14 protein-coding genes are annotated in these 18334 nt (G+C 41.8%); 9 read left to right on the forward strand and 5 right to left on the reverse strand.

Features of this window, described 5'->3' with window-relative positions:
- The first annotated feature begins 145 nt into the window (after positions 1-145).
- The gene (locus tag UYC_RS0134175) at positions 146-475 is read left to right on the forward strand and encodes a DUF2973 domain-containing protein (protein ID WP_026087553.1); all 330 of its coding nucleotides are present in this window, start codon (positions 146-148) and stop codon (positions 473-475) included.
- Between the two features lie 119 nt (positions 476-594).
- On the opposite strand, the gene UYC_RS0134180 is transcribed toward UYC_RS0134175, so the two are convergent.
- The gene (locus UYC_RS0134180) at positions 595-2889 is read right to left on the reverse strand and encodes an amylo-alpha-1,6-glucosidase (RefSeq protein WP_026087554.1); all 2295 of its coding nucleotides are present in this window, start codon (positions 2887-2889) and stop codon (positions 595-597) included.
- Positions 2890-3547: 658 nt separating this feature from the next.
- On the opposite strand from UYC_RS0134180, the gene UYC_RS0134185 reads away from it, so the two are divergent.
- From UYC_RS0134185 to UYC_RS0134205, 5 genes are all read left to right on the forward strand, one after another.
- A complete protein-coding gene (locus UYC_RS0134185; RefSeq protein WP_016876090.1) occupies positions 3548-5560 on the forward strand; it encodes a DICT sensory domain-containing protein in 2013 nt (670 codons plus the stop codon).
- A gap of 223 nt (positions 5561-5783) precedes the next feature.
- The gene (locus UYC_RS0134190) at positions 5784-6212 is read left to right on the forward strand and encodes a photosystem I reaction center subunit II PsaD (protein ID WP_016876091.1); all 429 of its coding nucleotides are present in this window, start codon (positions 5784-5786) and stop codon (positions 6210-6212) included.
- Positions 6213-6362: 150 nt separating this feature from the next.
- Positions 6363-7877 carry an anthranilate synthase component I gene (gene trpE / locus UYC_RS0134195; protein WP_016876092.1) on the forward strand — a complete coding sequence of 505 codons (1515 nt, stop codon included), beginning with the start codon at positions 6363-6365 and terminating at the stop codon, positions 7875-7877.
- Between the two features lie 375 nt (positions 7878-8252).
- Entirely contained in the window at positions 8253-8495 is a 243-nt protein-coding gene (locus UYC_RS0134200) for an antitoxin family protein (RefSeq protein ID WP_016876093.1), read from the forward strand.
- Between the two features lie 3 nt (positions 8496-8498).
- Positions 8499-9428 carry a hypothetical protein gene (locus UYC_RS0134205; protein WP_016876094.1) on the forward strand — a complete coding sequence of 310 codons (930 nt, stop codon included), beginning with the start codon at positions 8499-8501 and terminating at the stop codon, positions 9426-9428.
- Between the two features lie 54 nt (positions 9429-9482).
- On the opposite strand, the gene UYC_RS0134210 is transcribed toward UYC_RS0134205, so the two are convergent.
- Positions 9483-9806 (reverse strand): hypothetical protein, encoded by a 324-nt coding sequence (locus tag UYC_RS0134210; protein ID WP_016876095.1) that lies wholly within the window; start codon positions 9804-9806, stop codon positions 9483-9485.
- Between the two features lie 309 nt (positions 9807-10115).
- Between UYC_RS0134210 and UYC_RS0134215 the strand changes: the two genes are divergently transcribed.
- On the forward strand, positions 10116-12113 hold the full coding sequence (locus UYC_RS0134215; RefSeq protein WP_016876096.1) for a di-heme oxidoredictase family protein: 1998 nt from the start codon (positions 10116-10118) through the stop codon (positions 12111-12113).
- 163 nt (positions 12114-12276) lie between these two features.
- Here UYC_RS0134215 and UYC_RS0134220 read toward each other — a convergent pair whose 3' ends face one another.
- The 3 genes from UYC_RS0134220 to UYC_RS0134230 all read right to left on the reverse strand — a co-directional run bounded on the left by UYC_RS0134220 (position 12277) and on the right by UYC_RS0134230 (position 16069).
- Positions 12277-12801 carry a pentapeptide repeat-containing protein gene (locus tag UYC_RS0134220; protein WP_016876097.1) on the reverse strand — a complete coding sequence of 175 codons (525 nt, stop codon included), beginning with the start codon at positions 12799-12801 and terminating at the stop codon, positions 12277-12279.
- A gap of 245 nt (positions 12802-13046) precedes the next feature.
- Positions 13047-15260, reverse strand: coding sequence for a Piwi domain-containing protein (locus tag UYC_RS0134225; protein WP_016876098.1), 2214 nt, complete (start codon positions 15258-15260; stop codon positions 13047-13049).
- A complete protein-coding gene (locus UYC_RS0134230) occupies positions 15257-16069 on the reverse strand; it encodes a PD-(D/E)XK nuclease family protein (RefSeq protein WP_016876099.1) in 813 nt (270 codons plus the stop codon). The genes UYC_RS0134225 and UYC_RS0134230 overlap by 4 nt, the downstream gene beginning before the upstream one ends.
- Positions 16070-16175: 106 nt before the next feature.
- On the opposite strand from UYC_RS0134230, the gene UYC_RS0134235 reads away from it, so the two are divergent.
- Positions 16176-16532, forward strand: coding sequence for a helix-turn-helix domain-containing protein (locus UYC_RS0134235; RefSeq protein ID WP_016876100.1), 357 nt, complete (start codon positions 16176-16178; stop codon positions 16530-16532).
- Between the two features lie 303 nt (positions 16533-16835).
- Positions 16836-17495 (forward strand): class I SAM-dependent methyltransferase, encoded by a 660-nt coding sequence (locus UYC_RS0134240; protein ID WP_016876101.1) that lies wholly within the window; start codon positions 16836-16838, stop codon positions 17493-17495.
- The last annotated feature ends 839 nt before the right edge of the window (positions 17496-18334 follow it).

The raw sequence follows: 18334 nt of genomic DNA on the forward strand, positions 1-18334 counted from the left end.
AAACTTTGCTTGCAGTATAGCCGCAAATCGTCGCAGGCGCATTCGGAGAAATTTCGGTATTCGCTCTAGCCTAATTTCCAGGTTGGGTGATGTAAATCGTAACAATAATATTTTTTGAAAAATGGCTGCCCTGGAGGAAAACCCGATGTTACACCTACTTTACATTCTTGCTTTTACGATTCTTGCTGTTATCGCTGTTGCCAACTTAATTCGCAATTTAGTCATGTTCAGCTTTTATAAAGAGCGGAATTATCCGGCTAGTTACTCTTCAACAGCAGAACGCGGTAACTTTTCCTATCCAGCATCCAAAAGGACACTTACACCTCATCCGGAATTATTGGATAGTTCGGGCAATTTAATTAAAGAGCCTCTTTTGGTGATGCGTTCTATCAACGTTGATGACGCTCGCCAACAGTTAGATGCTCTTTACGAATCTTCTCCAGGACAAAAAAGCGAAACTCAAGAAGAGAGCTAGGCAGGGATTGGGGATTGGCAATTGGGTACTGGGTACTGGGGATTGGGTATTAGGAGGAATTTTTATTTACCTTCTCCTTGTCCTGTTCCTAGTCCCTAGTCCCTAGTCCCTAGTCCCTTCTACGCTTCAATTACAACCCGGAGGTTACCGCGCTTTTTGGCAACTCGGCAAGCAGTTGTGCTGCCAGAACGCTCGAATTCCAAATCGAGGATGGTAGGGCCAACTCGTAGATTATGAAGTGAAAGGCGATTAATTGATTCTGGTAAAGCAGGATCGATAATTCTGAGGCAGTTGTTGGGAGCGTCAGGTACCAAGTTCACCATCATTTGCAGTAGTTGAAAAATACTACCAGTAGCCCAAGCTTGGGGAGTACAAGCGACTGGATATTGCACAGGCGTATTATCTCCAATCCGCTCGAAGCCGCAAAACAATTCTGGAGGACGATTGTAAGGCTGCTTTCTAGTCATGTCGAATAAGCCTTCAAAAAGTTCCAAGGCTTGATCGACTAAACCAAGCGATCGCAACCCCATCGCAATTAATGCATTATCATGGGGCCACACAGAACCTATATGATAGCCCATCGGATTGTAAGCTGGTGATAAGCTACTTAAAGTCCGAATACCCCAACCATTAAACATATCTGGTGCCCGCAGCCGCTCCGCAACACTGTAAGCTTTCTCAGGCGTAAAGATGCCTAAATGCAAACAATGACCTGGATTTGAGGTAATGCTATCTACTTGCTTGCCATCTCCATCTAAAGCCAAGGCGCAGAAATCCTGATCTTCCATCCAAAAGTCTCTGTTAAACCTCAACTTCAGGTTTCTTGCCTCTTCTAACCATCTGTCTGCCAAGTCTAGCCGCTTCTTCATCCTGGCAATTTCTGCCAAACGCATTTTTGCTGCATAAACATAGCCTTGTACTTCACAAAGAGCAATTGCCCCATTGGCTAGCTCTCCCTTGCGGTTGACAATACAATCACCAGAGTCTTTCCAGCCTTGGTTAGCAAGTCCACGTCTGGATTTGCGGTAGTAACTGAGATAGCCAGTTTCTTTCATATTACGGTCGATCCACTCCATCGCCGCTAGTGCATTCGGCCAAAGCTGTTCTAAAGTTTCTAGATCGTGAGTCCAAGCATAGTATTCGGCATAAAGCATCAGCCATAAAGGGGTGGCGTCAACAGTACCGTAGTAAGGTGTATGAGGTATTTCTTGACAACGAGCTAGTTCCCCCAACCGGATCTCGTGGAGAATTTTGCCCGGTTCTTCTTCGCGCCACTCATCCTCGACTTTGCCTTGATATTGTGCTAAGAGAATTAGAGTTTCCTTCGCAATTTGGGAATTTAACATTAAAGTTTGGGAAGCTGTAATAATAGAATCCCGACCAAATAGCGTGGAATACCAAGGCACTCCCGCAGACACTGTTTTGTATTTGCCAAAAGACTGGCGCAACAAATACATATCTTGTTCAGCGCGTTCAAGCACTCGATTAAAAGTACCCCTGTCATCAGCACGAATACGTGTAATCTGTTGCACCCAGTTTTGTTCTTCCATCATCTCGGCAGCTTTTGCCTGAACTAAGGTGACAGCAGAACTCACAGTCGAACTAGGCTTGTTATTCGTCAACATATTGAGCCTGTAGCCCAACTTTTGTGTTTCGTGGGGTGCCATCTCTAGCTGCCACACTGCCGTGTAACCCTTGAAAAAGTCTGGTAGGCGATATTGGAAGTTGATGCGAGATTCCATTACCAAGCCATCCAAACCTTGGTAAGCCAGCGTTAAGATTTTTTCCTGACCTGAATGTAAATGAATTTGGGGAGGAGAAGCACCATCACCAGAAGCATTTACTCCTTCCTCAAATTTTGGTTCTACTAGGCGTAAAAGCTTACCCCGTTTTTCCCTACCAAAGCCTCGAACTTCAAATAAATCAGCAAAATCTGCTTCAAAACTGATGCTTATTTCAAAGGAGACTGTGGTTGTACTGTAGTTGGATATTTCTATTTCTTCAAATAATGCCCCATTCAGTACAATTTCTCGACGAATTCCAATTGTATCGGCTTGAAGGCGATCGTCAATTCTGGGATTAGTACATAACACCGAAAGCGAGAAACCTTTGTCAGCAGTACTACTGAGCAAAATAGGTGAATGCTCGTTAATCTGCAACTCTAAACGGCTCAGAAACCGGGTATCAGAGCAAAATAGCCCCATGCTAGGATTGCCGTCGTTGATCGAACACCCAGAAATATTACCTAAAGTATCTGTAACTAAAAATAAATCATCATCTTTAACAGTAAGTGTCGGTTGTGGTCTTTCACTAATAACGCAAGGCCATTCTGGGATAGGTAGAAATTCCGCAGGAACAAAAGTTTTTCCATCCAAGACAATTTTTTCCGGTGTCATGAGCGTATCCGGTGTCATCAGCCAATATTCCGTGTAAAGGTCAATACTTTGTTTTGAGTCAGTTTAGCGTCAACAGGATAAAAGACGCTCTTGGAAAATCTTATAAGCTATATGAACAAAAATAATAATCACATCCGCCTAAAAATCAGCAACACATCAGAGAAACATCACTAAATCTTTATAATTGTATATTTAATTAAAGTTTTATAAAGCTCAAACAGAAAAAAATAGGAATTTTAAATTGTGCTTTTAAGCACATACTTCATACACTTCGTCCAACAACAGCCTATATTTGGTTGTTAGCAGTGCAATGCAAGATTGTATATTGAGCTAATAGCTACTTTTTGGAAAATTACGATGCTAGCAAGTGGATAAACAACATCTAGGTGCATAGCTTGTGCTGCAAAAAGTACAGGAAACAAACAAAAGTGAGTCTACAATGGTGGTGTTCGCTATCTGCTTTTGATCGAGCATTATGCAGACACTCCAGCGCCTCCCTTAGTTTACTGTTAACAGCAATGCGGATTGCGCCTGCTTTTGCCAAAGTTACCATATAGCTGCTATTTACCATTCTTTACATATTGCAACTATCTGTTTGACTTTAGAGTTCGTTGTAATTTGTACAATGCAGCTGTGATGTGGATCTTGCCCAGATTGTGGCTCCCTTAGGACGTTCATGAGCATTTCAATTTCCGTGCTGAGCGATCTGCTTCAGGCTTTACCTAACCTGCGGCCCCAATTATATTTCAAAGCTTCGCTAACGGCTCTTTCTCATGCGATGGAAGATCAGATTTTGGCTGCCACTTTAGAGCAGCCTTTAGTAATTGCTAGCTTTCAACGAGAGCGATTTTATCGCCAAGAAGCTCATCGTTATCAGCGGCTTGCCCAGCGAAGTAATCAAATATACGTGTTATCTGCTCCAGAAACAGATTTCACTAATAGCTCGGAATACTATGAAAAGATAGCTTTTAGACCAGATGATGCCTTAAGTCAGGAGTGGCATCTGATAGTAATTGCTCAAAATTACGCTACTTGCCTAGTATGCCGAGAAAGTATTGGCTCTCTTGCCAAAAATAAAGAGTTAAGAGAGTTAAGCCCTAGTCTAGATATGGATGCAGCACGGAGGTTTGAGGGTATTTGGACAGCAGAAAGGGGAGTTAGCCTCAAAGCTGCTGAATTGCTTTTGGAGAGGATTTTAAATTACAGACCTGAGTTGATAGATAAGATTGATTTGGTGTGCCAGCGCTTTGGAATTGGAGAGCGCAAGAGTGACTCAAAGCCAATACAGCAACTAAGCGAATACGCTTGTGACATTGATACTGATCCGTTTGTACAGCGTTTGGTGACATACCTGCAAGCTAGTCAGTACAAATTGCACAAAGCCTATCGTTCTATTGCTGCCCAAGCGCGCAAAGAACGCTTAGTCAACTCGATTAGCACTGCAATTAGGCGATCGCTCAATCCTCAAGAGATTCTCAAAGTTGCAGCGCAAGAGTTGGGACAACACTTGGGGGCTTGTCGCTGTTTAATTTATCGTGCTCAAGCTTCAGATACCCAAGCAATCATTGAACACGAATTTTTGAGTCCTAATGTTTTATCTGTTGCCGGGCAAGCTTGGCCTTTAGAAAATAATCCTCTATTTCAGGAAGTTATCCAACAAGATGAAGGCGTTTGTGTTGTTGATACTGTCAACGATTCGCGGGTAAGTAATTCAAAAGCGCTTTGGCATCTGGTGGAAAAATTTGCCATTCGCTCTTGGTTGATGGAACCGGTGCTGTTTCAGGGGCGATTGTTGGGAATTGTGGAATTGCACTATTGCAGCCACACTCCCCACGATTTGCAAGCCGGCGAATTGGATTTAGTAAAAGCGATCGCCACCCAAATTGGAGCAGCGCTGATTCAAGCAGAAGCTTACGCTAACCTAGAAGACTTGAACCAGCAACTCGAAGCTCTAGATCGCACTCGCAGCAACCTGATTGCTATTACTGGACACGAACTTCGCACACCCTTATCTACAATTCAAGTCTGCTTGGAAAGTCTTGCGAGCGAACCTGATATGCCTTTAGAATTACAGCAAGTAATGCTGAATACAGCCCTTGCCGATTCCGAACGGATGCGAAAACTTGTCCAAGATTTCCTCACGCTTTCTAACCTTGAAAGTGGGCGGGTAGAGTGGCATCCAGAATCCCTCAGCTTACAAGAATGTATAGATTTAGCACTCAGTCGTATTCGTACCCGTATTGCCACCGATCCACTACCTAAAATTACAACCAAAATCGCACCCAACCTACCCCTAGTGAGAGCGGATGGTGATTGGTTGGTGGAAGTGATCGCCAAACTTGTAGACAACGCCTGTAAATTTACACCACCAGAAGGGCAAATCACCATTAAAGCTACTCGCAACGATAATAAAATGGTTGAGGTAACTGTGGCTGACACGGGAAGGGGGATAGAACCCAATCGCCTCGAAATTGTGTTTGACCGCTTTTATCAAGAAGAGGGAGCACTGCGGCGTACTACTGGTGGTACGGGCTTGGGCTTGGCAATTTGTCGCCAAATAGTTAACGGTTGGGGTGGCGAAATTTGGGCAAAATCAACTGGAAAAAACCAAGGTAGTGAATTTCATTTCACCATACCCGCTATTGAAAGCAGTTCAGAGCAAACGCGCTCAAGAGTGAAGAGTAAGTAGGGGCTAGAGGCTAGGGGCTAGAGGCTAGGGGCTAAGAAGAGGACAAGGGGAATGTTTTTGATAAATTCTCCCACTCCCCCACTCTCCCCCTCTCCCCCTCCTCTTATTTGTCCCTAGTCCCTAATCCCTAATCCCCAAACAACTGTTACAGTTCCTTACACAATCGCAATATAACCCCTGTTGCGGTGTTACGATTCCCTAAAAACTGTTGAGAGAAACCTCTATGGCAGAAACACTTTCTGGACAAACTCCGATATTTGGCGGCAGCACTGGCGGCTTGCTCAAGAAAGCAGAAGTGGAAGAAAAATACGCTATCACTTGGACTAGCCCAAAAGAGCAAGTTTTTGAAATGCCCACTGGTGGCGCAGCCAAAATGCGGCAAGGACAAAACTTGTTGTATCTTGCTCGTAAAGAGCAATGCATAGCTTTGGGCAGTCAACTCCGCAGGTTCAAAATCACGGACTACAAAATTTACCGGATTTATCCCAACGGAGAAACTGCTTATATCCACCCAGCTGATGGTGTCTTCCCAGAGAAGGTTAACCAAGGGCGTCAAAAAGTCCGTTACAACGATCGCAGAATCGGACAAAATCCCAGCCCTGCCAAACTTAAGTTCAGCGGTACAGCTACCTACGACGCTCCCAATTCATAGTTAAATAGGGAAATTTGGGACTGGAGACTAGAGAAGTATGAAATCTGAAGTATAAAATATGTAAATTTATTTTACCCAGCAGTCAACTGCCTGCATGGTAGCTACAGACTTCAGACTTTCTCTAGTTCCTAGTCCCTAAATTTACAAACTATGATTTTCCCTGACTTCTCTCAATTCTCCGATTTAGCTAAATTTGGCAACTTTGTTCCGGTATATCAAGAGTGGGTAGCGGATTTAGATACGCCTGTTTCCGCATGGTATAAGGTATGTGCCGGACAACCTTATAGTTTTTTGTTGGAATCAGTAGAAGGTGGGGAAAAACTAGGACGCTATAGTTTATTGGGCTGTGATCCTTTATGGATTTTGGAAGCAAGGGGAAATCATACTACCCAGATGCATCGCGACGGTTCCCAAGTTGTATTTGAAGGTGATCCTTTTACAGCTTTAGCTCAATGCTTAGAAGCCCTAAACCCAGTCAAGTTACCCCAATTACCGCCAGGAATTGGTGGTTTGTTCGGGTTTTGGGGCTATGAATTGATTCAGTGGATAGAACCGCGTGTGCCAGTTCATCCCCAAGATGAGCGGAATATCCCTGATGGTTTGTGGATGCAGGTAGATCAACTGTTGATTTTCGATCAGGTAAAGCGGAAAATTTGGGCGATCGCTTATGCCGATTTGCGCGATCCGAATGTGGATTTACAAGCAGCGTATGAAAAAGCGTGCGATCGCGTCACTCAAATGGTTCATAAACTATCTCTACCACTTTCACCACAAAGTACCTTGTTGGAATGGAAGCCACCAGAAAATCGAGCATTAGCGGGAATAGAGGAATATCAAAGTAATTTCACCCGCGAAGAATTCTGCGCTAGCGTTGTTAAAGCAAAAGAATACATCAAAGCTGGCGATATCTTCCAAGTCGTAATTTCCCAGCGTTTATCAACAGAGTACACTGGCGATCCTTTTGCCTTATACCGTTCCTTGCGTCAGATTAATCCTTCCCCTTATATGTCATTCTTTAACTTCCAGGATTGGCAAATCATCGGTTCTAGCCCGGAAGTGATGGTAAAAGCAGAACGCGATCCGGAAGGAGGGATAATCGCCACAGTACGTCCTATCGCTGGCACTCGTCCCCGTGGTAAGTCACCAAAAGAAGATGCAGCATTTGCTGAGGATTTACTCAAAGATCCCAAGGAAATAGCCGAACACGTTATGCTCGTAGATTTAGGACGCAATGATTTGGGGCGCGTCTGCGAAAGTGGTACGGTAAAAGTAGACGAATTAATGGTCATTGAGCGTTACTCCCACGTCATGCATATTGTTAGCAATGTAGTGGGTAAATTAGCACCTGGTAAGACTGCATGGGATTTACTCAAAGCTTGCTTCCCTGCAGGCACAGTGAGCGGCGCACCCAAGATTCGAGCGATGGAAATTATCAATGAGTTAGAGCCTTCTCGACGGGGTGTGTATTCTGGCGTCTATGGATACTACGATTTTGAAGGACAATTGAATACTGCCATAGCAATTCGTACAATGGTAGTACGTAATAATACTGTAACAGTGCAAGCGGGTGCGGGATTGGTGGCAGATTCGGAGCCGGAGAAAGAGTATGAGGAGACTTTGAATAAGGCTAGGGGTTTGTTAGTAGCAATACGCTGTTTGCGGTGAAGTTAAAGGCGTTACAGGCGATCGCTTTTTATCTAATCTCAAACAAAAATATTCCGACACCCTAGAAGGGTGCGGCTACATAAACTAAGCCTGCCTACGCAGGCTAATTACTCCTTTCTCGCTTGAAGAATACCTAATCGAACTGGGAAGTTTTTTTAACTGATAAATTGCACCAAGATCAACAAGAGCCAGAGGCTGTTGCAACAGGTGCAAGATGTCAATTTAACGTAGACGCGCCTTCTTCGGCTTGTCGCAGGCTACCACAAAGAACACAAAGAACACAAAGAAAAAAATAGGTCTGAAGTACTTTTGAATGAATAAAGAATCTAGAAAATTTGTCGGCATAAGATATGGGGAATATTCCAGAGGTTTTTTATGAACAAGAAGATAACGGCTGTATTTGATGGCAGTGTTTTGCGTCCGGATGTATCCTTGGATTTGACGCCGAATACACGTTATGTGATTACAATTCAAGAGTTGAAGGAGCCATCATCTGGGGATGCTTGGGATGTGCTGGAGGCGATCGCAGGAACTGTTGACGCACCATCCGATTGGGCTAGCGAACACGATCATTATTTATACGGTACACCGAAGAAGGAAACTCCAGGCACTCCATGAGTGATGAGCGCTTTTTCTGGGTACAGTAACAGTATTTATCAAGACAAGAATCTTGACATTATGCCAGAACAGTCATTTTTCTCTCGTTATTTGACAGGCGATCGCAAAAATGTTTGGGATGAACTTCAAGCATTAGGTGAAATTGTTGAGGAGCCTTTAAGAAGTGATGCTCTAGCCGTTGCACGCGAGACTATGAGGCGTGTCAAGATTAATTTAGAGATGATAGTACATCGTCTCAAGAAATTAGGTTTTCAATTTTTAGAATCCGATCGGGCATTTGTTCCAGTTCAGTCCCACACCTTACAGTTTTTAGATGACTTTGAACAACGGTGGGGAACACTACCATTTTCTGTTCGTGCTTGGTATGAATATGTTCATTCAGTTAATCTGTTTGCATCAAAACCTATATCAAAAGATTTAATTCAGTCGCTTGACCCAACTCTGATCGCTTTAAGCTTTTATAATGGCTCAAATTTGTCCGATCACTTATCTGACAATGATGAGCTACGTTGGTATATGCATGGAATTACCTTTTTGAGTTTAGAAGAAAGCCTGACAGAAGTTTTAGAGACGAAGAAGAAGTTTCAGCAAGATTGGGCAGCAGGAAAAGTCGATGATTGGACTCGCGACTATTGTCTGAAAAATAAAATTGACCCAGCAGTTTTGACTGTAGACTTCTTACCAGTTGGCATGGCTATGAGCACTTGTGAGCCAATGGGTTTTGAGGTTGGTATGGCCAAGGCAGACTGTGTTATCTCTGACGACGATGATGAAATTAGCTTTGTTGATTTCCTTAGAGGGCGCTTACTTTCTGGAGGATTACTACATGGACACTGTGCCAGAAATCAACTGTACGATTATCTCTATATTGGGAAAATGCCTAATCACCTTCAGGTAATCTCTGAAGTTGTGGAAGGGTTACTGTTATTTTAGTTGAGTCTAGTACAGCTTGGGTTTTACTACTTGCTCAGAACTCTCTTGGGATACTCAGTTGAAATTCAATAGATTTTCATACTCTGGGGATTTTCGGATGAAATTTGCATAACTTAACAAAATCTGCTTTAAATTTCCTACATTTCCCCGGCGTTCTTGAAGTTTTGCGGCTGTATAAATAGCCCATGCCAAATCGCAAGCTAGATCGCTTCTTAAAGATTGTTCGCTGACATCCACACAAGCATTTAGGAGATAGCTAACAATTTCGTTAGCTAAGGCGATCGCATCCAATGGTTCCATTTCATTACTGATACTTAAGTCATCGAAGGCATCCTGACAATCTTCAGATGTTGCTTTTCCATCTAGCCATCGCTCCACAGTAGAGAGTCCAGTCTAAATGGCATATCACCCCAAGCATCTCATTCTGAAATGACAATATTAATTTGGTTTTCAAAATATATCTATTGATAAATAAATACTTACGTAATTGATAGTTATTTCATTATAATCAACACACATCAAAATACTTTTAGTATTTGTGCATCTACATAATTGGCGTTTTTGCCTAATTAATTCTTTTTAATTATTTACAATATGAAACCATCAAAAATAAACCCTAAAACTACTATATTTAGGGGATTGTTTGCTTTCAAGGCGCGGATTATCTTTCTCGTATTCGTTTTTGTCATGAGTTTTTCTGGCATTCTGCTATCAAATTGGTTGATGGCAAGCCAAGCAACTTTTGCAAATATAAACCTTCTGCAACCTGCTCCTACTCAACCACTTGGTTATTATGACTATTTTGGTCAACTGCTAAGTCCAAAACAAGCTGCAAAGTTAGTGCAAAAACAAGGACTAGATCCTAACGATCCTGTTTCTTATCAAAAAGTAGGAGCAGTCCAAATCACGTCGGAATTAATCAGCCAAGGAGAAGACATATTTTTTAACAGAAAAATTGGTGACACTTTTGGTTTACAAAGAGTTTTTGGTTTTGGACTGGGCTTAGAGAACCTCTTCCCAGAAATAGGAATAGCGATCGCCCAATTGCAAGGACAATCAACAAACAACTTAGAGATTACCCTCCTGAAAAATATAACCTTGGGTAGTCGGACATTTTCCCAAGGAACTCGTATTAATACAGGCTTAAAAGTAGAGGCGGGAGGGACTTTTCCTTTAGGACTGAAATCTAATGGCGATATCACCTGTGCAATCTGCCATGCAGTAATTGATAAGAATGGTAAACGCCTTGCTGGAGCACCTAATGGCGAAATAGCCACTCCTATATTGATTGCACTTGCACAAAATACGGCTGCGGGGTTTGCGCGGTTGAAATTTAATCCCTTAGATCCGCAATTCCAAGGTAACGGCAAGACAATCATCGATAGTAAAGGTAATTTAGTACAATTGCCCGATCCTCAGAAATTTGAACAAGCCTTCGATGATGCTGTAATGGATGTGCCTTTTGGTCATTTTGAGAGTACACCAGATGGTATTAACAATACAACCCAAATTCCCAATCTATTTACATTTGGGAATCATCCCTATGGAACGGCTGGTGAAGCTGCGGTTGGCCCTTTTGCGGGACTCAGTGTTCTCAATAATGCCGTTCATTCCTCAGAAATTAACCTGTTGGCAGCTGCCCAATTAAGCGAACAAACTCTTGGCATCGATCCAGAAGTTTATATTGGTACATTTCTCCAAAATGCCGCCGATCCAAGCCTGCGTTTACCGTCAGGCTCGCCAGTAAAACCCTCAGAGTGGCTGCGGCAGGTTGCACCCAATGCTACGCAAGCAGAACTAGAAGATCAAGTGCCTGCTCCAGGTACGGGTACTTATCCAAATCTGCAACCTAGCTTATTTACATTTAACGGTTTGGTTTTTAGTCCTAATACTGGCAATCCGGATGACATTGCCAGTGGCACTTTTCTATTTGCTAACAATGCTATGTCAGCTTTTCAAAATAGCTTGGTGCCGCCTGCTAACCAAACTCCCGAAAACCAGCAAGCACTCAAAAGTGGTTCTGTTGTGCGTGGGGCAAAAGTGTTTAAGCAAGCCGGATGTGCAACTTGCCACATTCCACCTTTCTTCACCGACAACAAAATTCATCCTGTCGAGGAAATTGGTACTAACTCAGCCCGTGCCGAATCTCGCCTAGCACTGAATAATTTGTTAGTGCCGCCCCAACTATACAGCTTTGACACTCCCGTTCCCATTCCTACTAACGCTCAAGTGTTAGATGTACCAACAAGGGGCATCTCTATTAACCCTACAACTTTACCCCAAGGTATATTGCCAAATGGAGGTTACAAAACTACTTCCTTACGGGGTTTGTTTTTGAGCGCACCCTATTTACACGATGGTGGTGTGGCAGTGCGGGCAGGAAGCTTGCAAGCTACTCCAGATGGCAATTTTTCTGTTATTGATCCTACTGGGTTAGGATTAACTGGCACTCTCAGCCAAGGTATACCTGCCGATGCTGAAAGCAGCTTGCGTGCTTTATTTGATCGCAACCTTCGGGCTTTTGTCATCGGAGCCAACAAAGCTTATCCTGCTTTGGAGCGGAGTAATTTGGATGGCACAGGACATAATTTCTATATAGATCAACAAGCTGGATATACTCCACAGCAGCAAACTGACTTAATTAACTTCTTGCTAGCGCTTGATGACATCCCTGGAAGTTTTTAAGTAAAGGCAGAAGGCAGAGGAGCCAGCGCCGTGGGCGGGTTCCCCGACTTGGGGCGACTGGCGTGGCAGGAGGCAGAAGGGAGTTGAGGGAGGTGAGGAAGTAATAAGAGTAAATTCTTCCCCATCTTCCCCATCTTCCCTATCTTCCTCCTCTTCCTAGCCCCTAGCCCCTAGTCATGTCTTCATCCAAGATTGCTCCTTCCAGATTTGCACCATTCAAGTTAACCTCGTTCAAATCTGCTTGGCTCAAATCTGCTTGGGCTAAATCTGCTTTTTCCAAATCGGCTTGGGTAAGATCTGCTTCATTTAAAGAAACTGCTTTTAGACTCGCCTCTTGCAATTCAGTTTCGCTTAAAGAAGCACCAATCAATTTTGCAATAGTTAAGTCTGCATGGCTCAAATTAGCACCATCCAGAATGGCTTGTTCTAAAATCGCTCCATCTAGAATAGCTTTAGTCAAGTTGGCTTCTGTAAAATTTGCTTGAGTTAAATTAGCTCCATTTAAATCAGCTTCAATCAGGCTAGCTTTACTAAAATTGACTCCACTTAGCTCCGCTCCACTTAGAATAGCTTTATCTAAAATGACTCCACTCAAATTAGCTCCTTCCAAGTATGCCTCGCTCAAATCTGCTCCAGTAAAGTCTCTTTTACCTGCAGCGTATTGTGTCAGTAATTCATTCGCTTTCATTGCCTTTTCTTCCCCCAAGTTTATGCCGCACTCCTTTGCAAAGGAGGACAGGTTTTAGGATTTCACTCCTTTGACTAATAGCTGGATGTTCTACCTTTGCATTACAAAACAATTTCGTTAAGCATGACACATACTTGCTTAATAAATGTCTTTCTCTGGCACGAATTGCTATGCTTGCTATCTACCCCAGGGATATATCCCACTAGTATGAAAATGACTGGTATGCTAACTTGAGGCGATCGCAACTACAGCCAAAACTGACGATCGCCTTCCATAACGCTAGGACGAATACCTTGTAATCGTAAATAAGCCATGCGATCGGAACCATACAATGGCATCGGTAAGCGGGGTTCTTTCAAGGCTCCATGATGCAATAGCGTTAGTTTTAAAGTTGTTTCTAAAACACTTTCTATTGATACTTGATGCCCTTGCTCACGAACAGTCAAACGTATAGGACGAGCCAAGCCAATTGTATCAGGAACTTTAGTAGTAACCAGAATAGCTTCACAAGACGATAAACAAAGTGCTAATCCTTGTGATGGTGCTGTCACAGCTTTTTGCTTGATGTTGTACAAGCGGGGAACACCAGATTTTTTACATTCTACTAAGATAAATTTGGCACCTATGGCTTTGGCTCTATGTGCTAAATAGTCAGCTTCTTTGCCAACAAAGGCACCATCACGGTAAATTAAGACGGTTTTGTTTGCTAATTCAGTAGCAGGTAATAATCGCTCCAAGAGTTTAGGTGGTATTATCTCACCATCTATAAGATCGTCTTCGAGTCGATAGCGAACGAATTCTCCTTGCCTGCCATATAAACGTACACTTGCACAAGCATTTCTTGTTCCTGCTTGCCTCTTTTTTGAAATCCTCGAAATATCTAAGCCAATAAAGTAGTCAGCAGTCTCTAAAGGTTCAGCTAGAACGAAAGGTAAATTTCCCAACTTGGCTATTATGCCCGGAATAACCTGGTTCAAAATATACTGATAGCTCTCTAAATTGCTTAAAGTATCCTCATAAATTATCTGGCTGGCAATCTGACGACGAAGTAGCAAAGAGTAAATTTGATGGTAGAAGCTACCTTCATCTGTATCATCAGTATGGCGATCGCTCTCAGGTAAAAAGGCTAAAACAATGTCATGCGGTATTTCAACTAATTCATGAACTGCTTTCTCAACGGCTACTCTTGCTTCTGTTTTAGCTAAATTTTTGACTGATAAAGATTTTTTTGTAATTATCTGACTTTTAAAGCCATATTTTGCTAAACGTTGGGTTAACTGTTCCAGAAAAGAAGATACTGTTGCATCACATAGTTTTAATGCCGCAATCTGAATAACTGTTGATTTATCTTGAAATTGAACATGACGACGATAAACACCACCCCTTGATAATCCTTTGAGAATTTCAGTTCTGTTGACAGTAACACCATTACCAAAAAGTAATCTTGTATCCTCTAGTTTACTAAGAGGTTTCCAAAATAGGTTGGGATAGTCACGGCTGTTGATACTAAGTTCTAATTCCATTCCATATGCCGCTAAAACCTCTTTGGCTGTTTTTTTATATGAAGTTAACAGTTGAGTTCTGTCTTGATGAGTAATTTTAGCAGCCTTGAGTAACTTTCCATATTCTACTCCCAATAAATTAGCTGTTGCAGATGTCACGCAAGGACGTAAAGCAGCCATAGGATAGTAAAATTGTTTTGTATTTTTACCAAACTGGATGGCAACGATAGGTTGAGCGTCTGGTGCATCTCTTAGTGCTTGTTTACTAATTGAACCAGTTGCTTTTGCTAGTAATTCTTCTCTATATTCTCCAATATTTCCAATAATATTTACAATTGTAGCGTTATTACCTCGCTCATTTTCTTGAACCTTTAAACCTATTAAAAATTGTTCTGGATTTTGCCGTTGGGGATGTTTTTCGTAGAAGTCGGCTAAAGTTTCACGAAACATAATGCTGCTAAAGATTGTTAAAGTAACAGCAGCTTTTATCTCATCTATTAATTCAAGATTTTCTGCCCAAAAATCTGGCTCTCTTGTGACTATAATTCCATTGTCAGAGAAAACCACCGGAGAATCAAACTTAGCTTTATTCAAAACTTGAACAGCTAAAAGAGAATAAATAAAAGGTGTTGGCTGAGGCTGAGGAACTGATTGAAAACCAAACAAGTATTCTTTAAAATCTTCTACTTCATTTTGAATAATTTTCAGTAACTCTTCTAATTCTTTTTTACTAGGTAATTCTCTATGATGTGCTGCCAAAAGCCAGAAATGAAATTTGTGCCATATGACAACAGTTTCAGGTAACTTTCGACTCAAATGGTAACTCAATCGATTTCCATCTTTTTTTTCAATTTCAGGTGTAAGTCGAAAACACATTAAATTTAGTTCTAAAATTTTGATTGGAAAAACTTCACTCAACGAAGTGTAAGTTGGGGAAGTTGCAATAGCAACATTCATGCAGAAACCTCTAATTGATAAAATTGACAAATTGATGTGAATTGACAATGGCGGCAAGGAATACCGGGATTAGCTGGAAATATATCAGCAAATTCAAATGGATTTTTCTTATAGCGCTGTAACTCTTTTTGATGTTCTTGGGCTATTTGCACTAATTTTCCTTGAATTGCTTTTAATTGAGCATCTGTAACAGTAATTAATTCAGAGCGCTTACCAGTTTCCAAGTTATAAAATGAAGCAACAGCTTTTTGTTGAGGGTAGAGATAAGTAGCTGCTAACAGGTAAACAAAAGCTTGCCTTCTATCAAAATCAGATGTACCTGTTTTGAAATCTAAAATGTGTAGTTTGCCGTTTTCAATAAAAATGCAGTCAATAGCTGCAAATAAATTCAAAAAATAATTACCTTGCTGAATAAGAATTGGCTCTGGAATTCCTTCATCCCCTCTACAAAGATGAATAATTGTCTTTCCTAAGAGAATCGGTGTCTGATAGTAGTTTTCCAAAATTTTAAGAACTCGCTGCTGAACCTCGACAGATTCTTGAGTTAATTTCAGCTTTGCTGCTACTATCTCTACACCATCTGATTGACACAATAATTGAATATCTTGATGAAATTCGTAAATGCCTTTTTGTGACAACAAGCCAATTTTTTGAGGAATAGTATCTTGCTCTAAAAGAAACTTAACCAATGGTTCTTTTTTCCGCGCTCTGGTAAAACCTCTTTTCATATCACAGTGCCAATATTCTTTTCCTACAGCTGGAACAAACTGTGACCAAATGTTAAAACTGACATACGGCCGCCACACCATAATTTATATTCTCATTTATGTTGATTTTTTATTCAACACCAAGCTAGCCTAGATTGATTTTTTCGTCAACAGGATGATATAATATGCGGCCGAGTAGGAAAAAACAGTGAATCAAAGTTTTGGTGAGCTTATACGTCAAGCCCGCAAAGATAAGGGATTAAGTCAACGTGAGCTAGCAAAACTAATAGGACTAAATTTCACTTATCTGTCTAAATTAGAGAACGATCGCGCAGATTATCCTCCCAAAGAAGATGTGATTAGATCTTTAGGCAAGAATCTGGATTTAAATGAGGAAGAGCTAATCTTTTTAGCTGGGCGCATTCCCCAGCATGACGAGGATTTTATTAAGCAACATTATAAGGTAATGCCTGCTCTATTTCGTCGGATGCAGGAGAACCCTGATTTTGCTAGAAGAGTTTTTCGAGAAGCCATACAACCTGAAAATGAGGAGAAGCAAAATTGAGTATCATCAGGTGGTGTTGCTATATTCCCGACAGTAATATTAGGGAAACAATCAACTCCAAATACAATTTTGTAGCGACTGTCTGAAAAGTTAAGCGATTCTCAGTTAGAAAAGATAGCGATCGCCTACCACAGTTTTAAGTTCTTATGGTAAACCAAGAGCGATCGCTTGCTGTGATGAAGCGTCTGGAGAAGAATAAAACTTTATCAGTAAGCTCTATCAAAAGGTAGTAGAAGCCGATTCGCATCCCGATCACGATAGAGACGAACAAAATCAATAGCTGTTAGCGATCGCCACCGTAATATGCCAAGAAAAACTGATGATCGCTCACAAAAGTTATTGAAGGAGACACTCAAGACTATGCACAATCATCAGCAACAACACCAGCATTTAAGTATTGTAGACAGTCTTTTGATGCAAATGTTTGGACGACCCAAAGGTATACTGGGTCGGTTAGGAGGTTTTATTTTAGCCCACACAAAGCGTGATTTCACCGAGTGGGTAATTCATCTCCTTGAAGTTCAGCCGGATGACAAAGTGCTAGAAGTTGGATTTGGCCCCGGAGTAGGCATTGAAATTCTGGCGGCTGCGGTGTCAACCGGGTATGTGGCAGGTGTTGACTATTCAAAAGAAATGGTTGAGCAAGCCAGAGCGCGGAATGCGAAAGCGATTGAGACAGGCTTAGTCCAACTTGAGTATGGCTCGGTTGAAAAACTGCCGTTTGCAGATGACACATTTGATAAAGTCTTGGCGATCAACTCTATGCAAGTTTGGCCAGATGTGATGGTTGGACTACGGGAAATATGGCGGGTGATGAAGGGTGGTGGCAAAATTGCGCTTGGGTTTACTCCTCATTCTGGGCAATCGAGAACAGGATTAACCGAAATGCTCACGACGGCTGGTTTTACTGAGGCACATTTGGTAGAGACAGATCAAGGTTTCTGTGCGCTGGCGACCAAATAATTTGTCATTTATGATGTGTACTTAAGCTTCATTAAGAAGTAGCCAGTAGCCAGTAGGGTGGGCATTGCCCATCAAAGCCTATGTAGTAAATATTTTAGATAGTGGTGAGCAATGCCCACCTTACAGAAAATCGCTGTAAGCTTTAATGAAGAGTATTTTGGCTTCATTAATGAGTCTCAAAATCTCGTGAACGAGTATTTAAGCTTCGCTGGCGAGTGTTTGAGGTAGATGAACGAGTATTTAAGCTTCGCTGACGAGTGTTTGAGGTAGATTAACGAGTCTTTGAGCTTCGCTGGCGAGGGTTTGAGATAGATGAACGAGTCTTTGAGCTTCGCTGACGAGTATTTGAGATAGATGAACGAGTATTGAAGTTTCGCTGACGAGTATTTGAGTTAGATGAACGAGTATTGAAGTTTCGCTGACGAGTATTTGAGTTAGATGAACGAGTCTTTGAGCTTCGCTGGCGAATGTTTGAGATAGATGAACGAGTCTTTGAACCTCATCGATGAGTATCAGAACCTCGCTAACGAGTATTTACTCTCCTTCTACGAGAAAATTATTTATCCTGTAATGATTGGTGTAGTGTAACGCACCTACAAGAAGTGGTGGGTTACGGCACAAACATCGTTTCAGCATTTAAAAATCGAGTTTTATCGTGTGCCTAACCCACCCTACTGGACTGACACAGCTAAAAAGGTGCATTAACGTAGGATGCGTTAGACGGCTATAACCTTTAATATTATTTGAATTTAACAATCCGTCGTAACGCATCACTTTAGTTGTGTCACGCCACTACTACTTCATAATCTAGAAAACAGAAAGACGATAAAACGGTAATA

It is taken from the genome of Chlorogloeopsis fritschii PCC 6912, assembly GCF_000317285.1.
Taxonomy (GTDB): Bacteria; Cyanobacteriota; Cyanobacteriia; order Cyanobacteriales; family Nostocaceae; genus Chlorogloeopsis; species Chlorogloeopsis fritschii.